This is a genomic window from Phycicoccus elongatus Lp2 (genome assembly GCF_000367525.1).
Classification (GTDB): domain Bacteria; phylum Actinomycetota; class Actinomycetes; order Actinomycetales; family Dermatophilaceae; genus Phycicoccus_A; species Phycicoccus_A elongatus.
Genome location: NZ_HF570956.1, coordinates 607,588 through 619,416, shown reverse-complemented (window position 1 = coordinate 619,416; position 11,829 = coordinate 607,588). Strand labels below are relative to the sequence as shown.

Here is an 11,829-nt window from a genome sequence, read left to right as displayed (position 1 = left end):
CGGCCGCGGCCGTCGCAGTCGGGCGGCCGAGGAATCCGACGCATCCGCCGACGCGGAGCCGACCTCGGCCCAGGAGGCCGACACCGAGTCCGAGGACAGCGACATCGAGGCCGATGACTCGGCCGAGGAGTCGTCGCGTGACTCGAGCAGGCGCCGTCGTCGCCGTCGCCGCAGCGGCACCAGTTCCGAGGCAGGCGAGGACCCGCCCGGCACCGTGACGCGCGTGCGCGCCCCGCGCAGCACCCGTGACGAGCCGACGGCGGTCAAGGGCTCGACCCGGCTGGAGGCCAAGAAGCAGCGCCGCCGCGAGGGTCGCGAGGCCGGTCGCCGACGCACGATCATCACCGAGGCCGAGTTCCTGGCTCGCCGCGAGGCCGTGGACCGGGTCATGGTCGTGCGCGGGCACGAGGACCGCACCCAGATCGGTGTGCTCGAGGACGGAATTCTCGTCGAGCACTACGTCTCGCGGGAAACCGCGACGACGATGGTGGGCAACGTCTACCTCGGCCGCGTCCAGAACGTCCTGCCGTCGATGGAGGCCGCGTTCGTCGACATCGGCAAGGGCCGCAACGCCGTGCTGTACGCCGGTGAGGTCAACTGGGACGCCGCTGGCCTGGAGGTCAATCAGGCCAAGCGGATCGAGAACGCGCTGTCGTCCGGGGACACCGTGCTGGTTCAGGTGACCAAGGACCCGATCGGGCACAAGGGCGCGCGCCTGACCAGCCAGATCAGCCTGCCGGGGCGGTTCCTGGTCTATGTGCCCGAGGGGTCGATGACCGGCATCTCCCGCAAACTGCCGGACACCGAGCGGGCGCGCCTGAAGGCGATCCTCAAGGAGATCGTCCCTGACAGTGCCGGCGTCATCGTGCGGACGGCGGCCGAGGGGGCGAGCGAGGAGGAGCTGCGTGCCGACGTCGAGCGGCTGACCAAGGCCTGGGAGAAGATCAGCTCGAAAGCCGAGAAGGCGTCCGCCAAGAAGGCCGGCTCCGGCGGGGCCCCCACGCTCGTGCACGGCGAGCCCGACCTCACCGTCAGGGTCATCCGCGACATCTTCACCGAGGACTTCAGCTCCCTCGTCGTCTCGGGGGACCGCGCCTGGTCCGAGGTCAGCGACTACGTCGAGGACGTCGCGCCCGACCTCGCGCAACGGCTCTCGCACTGGACGTCCGAGGAGGACCTCTTCACCTTCCACCGGGTGCAGGAGCAGATCGCCAAGGCGATGGACCGCAAGGTGTGGCTGCCCTCCGGCGGCTCACTGGTCATCGACCGCACCGAGGCGATGACCGTCGTCGACGTCAACACCGGCAAGTTCGTCGGCTCGGGCGGCAATCTCGAGGAGACGGTCACCAAGAACAACATCGAGGCGGCCGAGGAGATCGTGCGCCAGCTGCGGCTGCGGGACATCGGCGGCATCATCGTCATCGACTTCATCGACATGGTCCTGGAGTCCAACCGTGACCTCGTCGTCCGTCGCCTCCTGGAGTGCTTGGGGCGTGACCGCACCAAGCACCAGGTCGCCGAGGTCACCTCGCTCGGCCTCGTGCAGATGACCCGCAAGCGGGTCGGCTCCGGGCTGATCGAGGTCTTCTCCGAGAGCTGCGAGCACTGCTCCGGGCGCGGGATCATCGTCCACGCCGAGCCGATCGACAAGCGCGGGGACAGCGGCCCCGTCCAGACCCCGGGCGCCGGCAGCGGCTCGCGAGGGCGTGCTCGTGGTCGGTCGGATTCGGGCGCCAACGGCAGTGGGGGAGCGGGCAGTGGCACCGCCGAAGCCGCCCGCAAGCCCAGCGGCCCGACCGCAGCCCAGATCGCGGCCGCGGCGCACGCCGCAGCCGTGATGACGGCGGCTCCGGCCCCCGTCGCCGACAGCCAGGACATCCCTGCGGAGGAGGTGCACGAGGTCGACGGGGACGAGCACGTCTCCTCGTCGATCGATGAGCAGCGTGGCAGCGTCGACGCATCCGAGGCTCTCGAGGTCACACCCGCCCTCGCTGTGGACGCAGAGCCGGCCCAGGCGTCTCCCGACGTCGTCGACACCGCCGAGGCCGTTGCCGAGGCCGTTGCCCACGACCTCGAGAAGCCGGTCGTCCGTCCCAAACGCCGTCGCGGGAGGGTCGTGGCGCCGGCCGGGCCACCTGCCGGCGATTTGGCCGCCCCCACGGCCAGCCCGTAGACTGGACAGTCGGTGCGCCCACCGTCCGACGTCCTGCTCGCAGGGTCGCTGTCTGCCGGTTTGACCAGAGCGCGCTCCAGACAAGGAAAGTGAGTTCTACCGTGTACGCGATTGTGCGCGCAGGCGGTCGCCAGGAGAAGGTCTCCGTCGGCGATGTCCTCCTCATCGACAAGGTGGGTGCAGTCGGCGACAGCATCGACCTGACCCCGCTTCTCGTGGTCGACGGTTCGACCGTCACCTCGGACGCCAAGAAGCTCGCCAAGGTGAGTGTCAAGGCCGAGGTCGTCAAGCCCGCCAAGGGCCCGAAGATCACGATCATGAAGTACAAGAACAAGACCGGGTACAAGAAGCGTCAGGGCCACCGCCAGCCGCTCACCCAGGTCAAGATCACGGCGATCGACGCCTGAGCCCCACGACTTCTCTGAGGTAGGAACCAGACATGGCACACAAGAAGGGTGCGTCCTCGACCCGCAACGGTCGTGACAGCAACGCACAGCGACTCGGCGTCAAGCGCTTCGGCGGCCAGCTCGTGGGCGCCGGCGAGATCATCGTCCGTCAGCGCGGCACGCACTTCCACCCCGGTGACGGCGTCGGCCGCGGCGGCGACGACACGCTCTTCGCGCTCGTCGCCGGCAACGTCGAGTTCGGCACCAAGCGCGGCCGCAAGGTCGTCAACGTCGTCGCGCCGGTGGCCGCTGCCGCCGAGTGACGTCAGGCCGCGGGGCTGAACGCGCCGCGGATCACGAACCACACGTGAGGGGCGGGCCACGATCGGCCCGCCCCTCACGGCATACCCACTCCTGACCTTTGCTGGTGGACAGCGAAGGTCGACCACAACCGACCAGGAGGATCGGCAGATGGCGAGCTTCGTCGACCGCGTCGTCCTCCAGGTGACGGCGGGCAATGGTGGGCACGGCGTGGCGAGCGTCAAGCGGGAGAAGTTCAAGCCGCTCGGGGGCCCCGATGGGGGCAACGGTGGCCACGGCGGGTCAGTCGTCCTTGCCGTCGACCTCAACACGACGACGCTCATCGACTACCACCACACCCCGCACCGCAAGGCCGACAACGGTCGCCCCGGCGCCGGCGACGAACGCAACGGCGGCAACGGCGAGGACCTCGTCCTCAAGGTCCCCGAGGGCACCGTCGTCAAGACGCGCGAGGGAGAGATCCTCGCCGACCTCGTCGGGGAGGGCATGACCTTCACCGTCGCCGGAGGCGGTCGCGGCGGCCTGGGCAACAAGGCACTGGCGTCCAAGCGCCGCAAGGCGCCCGGCTTCGCCCTGCTCGGCGAGCCCGGGGAGAGCCGTGAGATCATCCTCGAGCTCAAGTCCCTGGCCGATGTCGCCCTCGTCGGCTTCCCGAGCGCGGGCAAGTCCTCCCTCGTGAGCGTCGTCAGTGCGGCCAAACCGAAGATCGCCGACTACCCCTTCACGACCCTGGTCCCCAACCTCGGCGTCGTCACCGCCGGCAACCAGCGGTTCACGATCGCCGACGTGCCCGGCCTCATCCCCGGCGCGAGCGAAGGGCGTGGCCTGGGCCTGGAGTTCCTGCGCCACGTCGAGCGCTGCTCGGTGCTCGTGCATGTCGTCGACTGCGCGACCCTCGAGCCCGGACGCGACCCGATGACCGACCTCGACGTCATCGAGGCCGAGCTCGCCGCCTATGTCCCCGACGCGACGCTCGGTGGCCGCCCGCTCGCCGAGCGCACGCGCATCGTCGTCCTGAACAAGGCCGACGTCCCCGAGGCGCGTGAACTCGCCGAGTTCGTCAAACCCGACCTGGAGGCTCGCGGCCTCGAGGTGCACATCGTCTCCGCGGTCGCGCATCTCGGGTTGAAGGAACTCATCTACTCCCTCGCCCGCCACGTCGACCAGGCCCGTGCCGAGCTCGAGCGTGAGGTCCTCGAGCGGCCCCGCGTCGTCATCCGGCCCAAGGCCGTGGACGACCAGGGCTTCACGATCAAGCGCGAGGACGGCCCGGAGGGCGAGACCTTCCGGATCGTCGGGGACCGGCCGACCCGTTGGGTGCGCCAGACCGACTTCAGCAACGACGAGGCGGTCGGCTACCTTGCCGACCGGCTCGGGCGGCTCGGCGTCGAGGAGGCCCTCTTCAGGGCCGGCGCGGTGCCCGGCTCGACGGTCCTCATCGGTCCGGAGGACAACGCGGTCGTCTTCGACTGGGAGCCGACCATGACCGCCGGGGCCGAGATCCTCTCCGGCCCCCGCGGCACCGATGTCCGCCTCGAGGACTACGGCCGCGCCACCCGCCGCGAGAAGCGCGAGGAGTTCCACGCGCGCAAGGACGGCCAGACCGCGGCTCGCGAGGAACTCGCCGCCGAGCGGCGTGCCGGCCACTGGGCCACTCCCGACGAGGACTGAGCGGTATGCCGTCGCGCGCCCCCGCCCTTCGTCGCGCCTTCGCCGACGCGCGCCGCGTCGTGGTCAAGGTCGGGTCCTCGTCGCTGACGAGTTCGGCAGGTGGGGCCATCGACATGCTGGCCGTGAGCCGGCTCGTCGACCTGCTCGCCCGTCGCCGCCTCGACGGGCACCAGGTCGTCCTCGTGTCCTCGGGAGCGATCGCGGCCGGCATCGGGCCGCTGGGACTCAAGAAGCGGCCGCGCGACCTGGCGACCCAACAGGCCGCCGCGTCTGTCGGCCAGGGTGCGCTCATCGCGGCGTATCAGCACCTCTTCGGCATCTATGGCCTGACGACCGGGCAGGTCCTGCTCACGGCTGACGACGTGACCCGCCGCGCGCACTACACCAATGCCCAGCGCACGCTGGAGAAGTTGCTGGAGCTGGGCATCGTCCCGATCGTCAACGAGAACGACACTGTCGCCACCCACGAGATCCGGTTCGGCGACAACGACCGGCTCGCCGCCCTCGTCGCTGACCTCGCCGGTGCCGACGGGCTGGTCCTGCTCACCGATGTCGACGCGCTCTACGACGGGCCACCTTCCCAGGAGGGCACGCAGCCGATCCCATTCGTGGGGTCACCGGAGGACCTGGCCGGCGTGCTCATCGGCGGGACCGGATCCCATGTCGGCAGTGGCGGCATGGCCACGAAGGTGGAGGCCGCCGGCATCGCGGGTGCGGCCGGCATACCGACGGTTCTGACATCCCTACCGCAGGCACGTGGTGCGCTCGTCGGTGACGAGGTGGGCACCCTCTTCGCGCCCGTCGACGCCGCCCGGGCGTCCCGCAAGCGCTGGATCGCCTTCGCGACCACCCCCCGCGGCCGGTTGCTGCTCGACGAGGGCGCGGTCGAGGCCGTGACGGTCCGGCGCAAATCGCTGCTGCCCGCCGGCATCACCGCCGTGCAGGGACGCTTCACCGAACGTGATCCGGTCGACGTCTGCGCGCCCGATGGTCGAGTGGTGGCGCGGGGCCTGGTCAACTACTCGTCCTCCGACCTGCCCCGCCTGCTCGGGCGATCCACGAAAGACCTGGCCCGCGAGCTCGGCGGGCACTACGAGCGCGAGGTCATCCACCGCGACGATCTCGCAGTCCTCTGACCCAGATCTCCGGCGTTCGAGACTCCGAGGGGTGCGCTGTCGGCGGCCGGGCATAGGCTCGATCCACCACCTGAGGAGAGTGCATGCGCAAGGTCACCGCCCATCTGTTCAGCTCGGCCGACGGCGTCGTCGAGAGCCCGAACCTCTTCCAGTTCGACCGCTTCGGACCAGAGGGGGGCGAGGCGATGGGCAAGGCGCTTGCTCCGGTGACCGACGTCATCCTCGGGCGCACAATCTATGACGAGTGGTCCGGCTACTTCGCCGGCAACGATGAGGACTTCGGGGCCCTTCAGCGGACCTTTTCGACCTCGAACTGCATCCGCGGGTGCGCGATCTGCTCCTGGCTCTGCACGAGCTGGAGCTCGCGTCGCCCCGAGTCGAGGGTGCGCTTGACCAGGTCCCAGACCGAGGACGCCGTGCGACCCAGTGCGAGAGCCGGATCCCCGGTCTGCAGCAGGTGGGTGGTGAAGAGCGCAGCGGTCACATCTCCCGAGCCGTTGACCTTGATCGGCAGGTGCTCGGTGCGCACGATCCACGCGCCGTCGCCGTGGACGGCCAGCATCTCGATGGTGTCGGCCGGGCGGTCCGGCTGCAGCACGGAGGTGACGAGCACCGTCGAGGGACCCATTGCCGCAGCCGCGTCGACCGAGGCGAGCGTGGACTCGAGATCGCCCGGCTCGGTGTCGGTGAGAAAGCCGAGCTCGAACTGGTTGGGCGTGATGAGGTCGGCCTTGGGCACGACCCGTTCGCGCAACAGCACGGGGATGTCGGGGTGGACGAAACAGCCGGACTTGGCGTTGCCCATCACCGGGTCGCAGGCATAGATCGCGTCCGGGTTGGTGGCCTTGACCTGCTGCACGGCTCCCAGGATGACGTCGCCGATCTGGGTGCCTCCCTGGTAGCCGGAGAGCACGGCGTCGACCTCGCCGAAGGCGTCCCGCTCACCCATCCCGGTGATGACCTCGCGCACGTCCTCCGCAGCCAGGAGCGGGCCGCGCCAGGCGCCATACCCCGTGTGGTTGGAGAAGTGGACCGTGTGGACCGGCCAGACCTCGACGCCCAGTCGCTGCATCGGGAAAACGGCGGCGGAGTTGCCCACGTGGCCGTAGGCGACAGAGGACTGGATGGACAGGATCGTGGTCACCGACCAAGTATGCCGCGCCCAGCAGTCGACCCCATGCGTCCGCGTGAAGCGTTGCCATGGCAGCGCTTCACGCGGACGCAAGGGATACTGGCGCCATGACGGACCGCACGACCGACCACCCGAGCGAACGCACGGCCGGCATCGAGCATGCCGACCGGGAGCAGGTCACGACACTGACTCGCGCCGCTCGCCGAGCGTCGCTCGTCCTGGCTCAGCTCTCCCGAGCGGAGAAGGACCGCGCGCTCCGCGCGCTCGCCGATGCCCTCGAGGCGTCGACCGAGGCGATCGTCGCCGCCAACGGCGAGGACCTCGCACGCGGCGTGGCCGACGGTATGCCGCAGGGCCTGCAGGACCGTCTGCGCCTCGACGCCGATCGGGTTGCCGCCGTCGCGCAAGCTATGCGCGATGTGGCCGGCCTACCCGACCCGGTCGGTGAGGTGGTCCGCGGCTCGACCCTGGCCAACGGTCTGCAGATCCGCCAGGTGCGGGTGCCCATGGGGGTCGTGGGCATGATCTACGAGGCCCGTCCGAATGTCACCGTCGACGCCGCAGCACTGGGACTGAAGTCCGGCAATGCGGTCATCCTGCGTGGCGGGTCCGCGGCGGCGAGCACGAATGTCGCGCTGGTCGAGGTGCTGCGCAAGGGTCTGGCAGACCTCGGCCTCCCCGAGGACGCAGTGGCCCTCCTCGAGGGAGGGCACGGAGCCGTGCGCGCACTCATGACGGCCCGGGGAGAGGTCGACCTGCTCATCCCGCGCGGGGGAGCGGGCCTGATCCAGTCGGTCGTCACCGAGTCGACGGTTCCCGTCATCGAGACCGGCATCGGCATCTGTCACGTCTACGTCGACGCGGCCGCGGACCTCGACAAGGCGCTCGCCATCTCGCTGAACTCCAAGACCCACCGCCCGAGCGTCTGCAATGCCGCCGAGACCCTGCTGGTCCACGAGGACGTCGCCGGCACCTTCCTGCCCCGGGCCCTCACCGCGCTCCACGAGGCCGGGGTCACGCTCCACCTCGGGAACCGCTCCGAGGTCGTGGCGCGCGCGGTCGACATCCCCTACGCCGAGGCAACCGAGGCCGACTTCTCGACCGAGTGGCACTCCTTGGAGATGAATGTGCGGGTCGTTGACGACCTGGACGCCGCCATGGACCACATCCGCAGGCACGGGTCGGGCCACACCGAGGCAATCGTCACCGAGGATCGTGCTGCGGCTCGCCGCTTCGTCGCCGAAGTCGACGCCGCAGCGGTCATGGTCAACGCGAGCACCCGCTTCACCGACGGAGGCGAGTTCGGCTTCGGCGCCGAGATCGGGATCTCGACCCAGAAGTTGCACGCCCGCGGCCCGATGGCGCTGCCGGAACTGACGACCACCAAGTGGATCGTCGAGGGTGACGGTCAGACGCGGTCCTGAGGCGCTTGCTCCGGCTCACCGAGCGAGTCATGGGCGACGAAGTAGGTGGGCCGACCCTGCATCGCGGCATACATGCGCCCGACGTACTCGCCGAGGATGCCCAGGGCCAACAACTGGACAGCGCCCACGGCCGACACGATGACGACCGTCGACGTCCAGCCGGGGAGGGTGTGGCCGGCCAGGCGCGAGCCGAGCGCGAAGACCAGGATCGCCAGTGCGGCCAGACCACCGATCAGCCCCAGCCAGGTCGCGAAGCGCAGGGGCGTGAGCGAGAAGCCAGTGACCGAGTCGACGGAGAGTTTCAGCATGCGAGCCAAGGGGTACTTGCTCTCGCCGGCCGCCCGCTCGGCCCGTCGATAACCCACCGTTGCCGAGGGGAAACCAAGGGCAGGCACCACGAAGCGCAGGACGCGGTGGTGCTCCGGGAGGGCGTTGACGGCCTCGACGGTCGCCCGTGACATCAGTCGGTAGTCCCCGGCGTCGAGCGGGGTGTCGACACTGGAGAGTGCTCGTTGGGCTCGATAGAAGGTGCGAGCCGACCACCGTTTGAAGCCGGAGTCCGTGGTGCGATCCGTGCGCACCCCGTAGACGACGTCCACGCCCTCGGTCCGGGCGATCGTGAGCATCTCGCGGATCACCTCGGGCGGGTCCTGCAGGTCGGCGTCGAGCGTGACGACGTAGTCACCGCGCGCCCGGGCCAGTCCGGCGGAGATGGCCGCCTGGTGACCGGCATTGGCCCGCAGACGGAGCACGCGCACCTCTGGCCACGTGCGCCGCAGGCGTTGTAGGAGAACCGGCGTCGCGTCGGTGCTGCCATCGTCGACCGCCACGATTTCGTATGCCGCGCACACCCCGTCGGCCACCATCGCGTCCGCGAGCGGCCGGAGGCGGTCGGCCAGCAGCGGGAGGACGGCCTCCTCGTTGAACATCGGGATGACGATGCTCAGGTGGGGGAAGGGCATGGCAGACAGCGTAGGTGCCCGGGCTGACCCTCCACGGTGAATCAGCCGTGAACCAGGCGTGCGTGCGAGCAAGGGGTGTGGGAAGGGCCCCCGATGTATGAGATCGGGGGCCCTACGCGACGAGCGCGAGACTCGTCACCCTCGAGCCGGTCCGTCGTCGGGGGGCAAGGCCCCCGTCGATTGCCATACGACGATGGCGTCGGCCCCAAGGACCGAACTTCGACTCGGGTCGTCGGGCGCGGGCGCGACCCCGCGACGTCGCTCGCGGTTGCCACCATCCAGAGAACACTGGCGTCCACACCCGGCAGAGGGCCCTGAGAGCCGCGTGCCGGACGGGATGACGCACCCGTTTTCCGATCGACCTCGCCCGTCCCCGGTCAGGGCTCTCACCTGACATCTCGGGATGGGCTGTGGGTCTTTTGTAGTCCCAGATCCGTTGCCTTGCAAGCGGGTTGGCCGATTGTCTCAGTCCATGGTGTGGGTCCGCAGGTGGCACACACACTGTCCACAGGGCGACCTGCGGAAATGCCGGATGTCCACATGCCTGTGGATGAAATTCGTGGACAAAGAACGGGCCGGGTTGTCACATCGTGGACCGCGCGAGTCCACCGGTAGGCTGTTGGCCATGACGTCGAACGTGTTGTCCCTGATCGCCGAGGAAGCCGGCCACGACCTCCCGATGCCGGCCACCTCCTATGGTCTGCTGGCGCTGGTCTTCTTCGCGCTTCTGCTCGCGGTGACCTGGGCGTTCCGCAACAACCACCAGAAGCACGTCCCACCGTCGCAGACCCACGGCGCTGAGCACGCAGCCGACCAGGGCACGGTCGACCGCCATCACTGAGCGTCGTCGCCGCCTGGGGGTGATGGGTGGCACCTTTGACCCGATCCACCACGGCCACCTCGTCGCCGCCTCGGAGGTGCAGAGCCTCTTCGACCTCGACGAGGTCACCTTTGTCCCGACGGGTGAGCCTTGGCAGAAGGAAGGCCGCGAGGTCTCGCTGCCCGAGCATCGCTACCTCATGACGGTCGTCGCCACGGCCTCCAACCCGGGCTTCACCGTCAGTCGGGTGGACATCGAGCGTGGCGGCAAGACCTACACGATCGACACGCTGCGAGACCTGCGGGCCCAGCACCCCGACGCCGACCTTTTCTTCATTACCGGCGCGGACGCCCTCGCCCAGATCCTGTCCTGGAAGGACGCCGAGGACCTTTTCGACCTCGCCGAGTTCATCGGCGTCACCCGACCCGGGTATGAGCTCTCCGAGGACGGCCTGCCCGCTGACCGGGTCCACCTGCAGGAGGTGCCCGCCATGGCCATCTCGTCCACCGATTGCCGTGATCGGGTCGCCGCGGGAGAGCCGGTCTGGTACCTCGTCCCGGATGGCGTCGTCCAGTACATCAACAAGTACGGGCTCTATCGGCCCGAAGGAGAAGTGTGACCGCCACCGACCGCGCCCTCGACCTTGCCCGTGCCGCCGCTGCCGCGGCCGCCGACAAGTTGGCCACCACCATCGTCGGCATCGACGTCTCCGAACATCTGGCTCTCACCGACGTCTTCGTCATCGTCTCGGCCGAGTCCGAACGACAGGTCGGCGCCATCGTCGACGAGATCGAGGACGTCCTGCGCGACCTCAAGTCCAAGCCCCTTCGCCGTGAAGGCCAGCGCGAGGGTCGGTGGGTGCTCATCGACTTCGGCGACATCGTCGTCCACGTCCAGCACGACGAGGAGCGCGCCTTCTACGAACTCGAGCGGCTCTGGAAGGACTGCCCGGCGCTCGACCTCGGTGCCGTCGGCACCGAACAGGGCGGCCGGTGAGCAGCACGGCGCAGCGGCGGATCATCATCCTGCGCCACGGCGAGACCGACCACAACGCGGCCGGCATCTGGCAGGGACAACTCGACACCGAACTTTCCGAGCGGGGGCTCGCGCAGGCAGAGGCGTGCGGTCCGGCGGTCATGGCGCTCGGACCTTCGCGAATCGTCTCCTCCGACCTGCGCCGTGCGGCCGTGACGGCTCAGGCCGTGGCGCGAGCGGGCGGCATACCACTGAGCCTGGACCCTCGGTTTCGGGAGATCCACGCCGGCCAATGGCAGGGGATGGACAACACCGAGGTGAGCGCCAGGTTCCCCGAGGAGCGGGCGGCCGTCCTGCGCGGCGAAGACATCAAACGTGGTGTCGACGGCGAGTCGATGGGCGATGTCCTCGTGCGTGTGCGGGAAGGTCTCGACGACCTCGTGGCCTCGATGGCACCGGGGGAGTGCGTGGTCGTCTCGACCCATGGGGCGGCGGCTCGCGCGGTCGCGGCCGCCCTTCTCGATCTCGATCTCGCCCTCGCCTGGCGGATCCTCGGCAGCTTCGGCAATTGCCACTGGGCCGAACTCGAGCAGGGCAACCACGGCTGGCGGTTGATCACCTGGAACGTCTCGGCCGGGCTCGTCGAGACCGTCGCAGGGTCGCCGCCACCGTGACCCCGGCGGGTGCCGGGCCGATTTGGCCGGGCGCCGCTGCGTCGCATAAAGTAACGCAGTCCCCACGGGGACAACCCGATACGGGGCTGTAGCGCAGTTGGTAGCGCACCTCCATGGCATGGAGGGGGTCAGGGGTTCGAATCCCCTCAGCTCCA

Annotated in this window: 12 protein-coding genes and 1 tRNA gene; 11 read left to right on the top strand and 2 right to left on the bottom strand. The window is 69.5% G+C overall.

Going from position 1 to position 11,829, the window contains the following annotated elements; genetic code table 11:
- From BN10_RS02905 to proB, 5 genes are all read left to right on the top strand, one after another.
- The coding region (locus tag BN10_RS02905; protein WP_051369609.1) for an Rne/Rng family ribonuclease at positions 1-2,173 on the top strand (2,173 nt) is incomplete at its 5' end.
- A 101-nt stretch (positions 2,174-2,274) separates the two neighbouring features.
- A complete protein-coding gene (rplU, locus tag BN10_RS02900) occupies positions 2,275-2,580 on the top strand; it encodes a 50S ribosomal protein L21 (protein WP_010849666.1) in 306 nt (101 codons plus the stop codon).
- Positions 2,581-2,612: 32 nt separating this feature from the next.
- Positions 2,613-2,882, top strand: a complete 270-nt coding sequence (rpmA, locus tag BN10_RS02895; RefSeq protein WP_010849665.1) for a 50S ribosomal protein L27 — start codon at positions 2,613-2,615, stop codon at positions 2,880-2,882.
- Positions 2,883-3,030: 148 nt separating this feature from the next.
- The gene (gene obgE / locus BN10_RS02890; protein WP_010849664.1) at positions 3,031-4,551 is read left to right on the top strand and encodes a GTPase ObgE; all 1,521 of its coding nucleotides are present in this window, start codon (positions 3,031-3,033) and stop codon (positions 4,549-4,551) included.
- Between the two features lie 5 nt (positions 4,552-4,556).
- Positions 4,557-5,687 (top strand): glutamate 5-kinase, encoded by a 1,131-nt coding sequence (proB, locus tag BN10_RS02885; RefSeq protein WP_010849663.1) that lies wholly within the window; start codon positions 4,557-4,559, stop codon positions 5,685-5,687.
- Between the two features lie 289 nt (positions 5,688-5,976).
- On the opposite strand, the gene pdxY is transcribed toward proB, so the two are convergent.
- Positions 5,977-6,831, bottom strand: a complete 855-nt coding sequence (pdxY, locus tag BN10_RS02880; RefSeq protein WP_010849662.1) for a pyridoxal kinase PdxY — start codon at positions 6,829-6,831, stop codon at positions 5,977-5,979.
- Between the two features lie 95 nt (positions 6,832-6,926).
- Between pdxY and BN10_RS02875 the strand changes: the two genes are divergently transcribed.
- Complete coding sequence (locus BN10_RS02875) at positions 6,927-8,243, top strand: glutamate-5-semialdehyde dehydrogenase (protein WP_010849661.1); 1,317 nt, start codon at positions 6,927-6,929, stop codon at positions 8,241-8,243.
- On the opposite strand, the gene BN10_RS02870 is transcribed toward BN10_RS02875, so the two are convergent.
- Complete coding sequence (locus tag BN10_RS02870; protein ID WP_010849660.1) at positions 8,228-9,205, bottom strand: glycosyltransferase family 2 protein; 978 nt, start codon at positions 9,203-9,205, stop codon at positions 8,228-8,230. The two genes, BN10_RS02875 and BN10_RS02870, sit on opposite strands and share 16 nt — an antisense overlap.
- Before the next feature lie 625 nt (positions 9,206-9,830).
- On the opposite strand from BN10_RS02870, the gene BN10_RS02865 reads away from it, so the two are divergent.
- The 5 genes from BN10_RS02865 to BN10_RS02845 all read left to right on the top strand — a co-directional run bounded on the left by BN10_RS02865 (position 9,831) and on the right by BN10_RS02845 (position 11,829).
- Positions 9,831-10,046, top strand: a complete 216-nt coding sequence (locus BN10_RS02865) for a hypothetical protein (RefSeq protein WP_040750854.1) — start codon at positions 9,831-9,833, stop codon at positions 10,044-10,046.
- On the top strand, positions 10,039-10,644 hold the full coding sequence (gene nadD / locus BN10_RS02860; RefSeq protein WP_084310888.1) for a nicotinate-nucleotide adenylyltransferase: 606 nt from the start codon (positions 10,039-10,041) through the stop codon (positions 10,642-10,644). The genes BN10_RS02865 and nadD overlap by 8 nt, the downstream gene beginning before the upstream one ends.
- Positions 10,641-11,021 (top strand): ribosome silencing factor, encoded by a 381-nt coding sequence (gene rsfS, locus BN10_RS02855; protein ID WP_010849657.1) that lies wholly within the window; start codon positions 10,641-10,643, stop codon positions 11,019-11,021. Before nadD ends, rsfS begins: the two co-directional genes overlap by 4 nt.
- Positions 11,018-11,674 carry a histidine phosphatase family protein gene (locus BN10_RS02850; RefSeq protein ID WP_010849656.1) on the top strand — a complete coding sequence of 219 codons (657 nt, stop codon included), beginning with the start codon at positions 11,018-11,020 and terminating at the stop codon, positions 11,672-11,674. The genes rsfS and BN10_RS02850 overlap by 4 nt, the downstream gene beginning before the upstream one ends.
- A gap of 82 nt (positions 11,675-11,756) precedes the next feature.
- A tRNA-Ala gene (locus tag BN10_RS02845) sits at positions 11,757-11,829 on the top strand.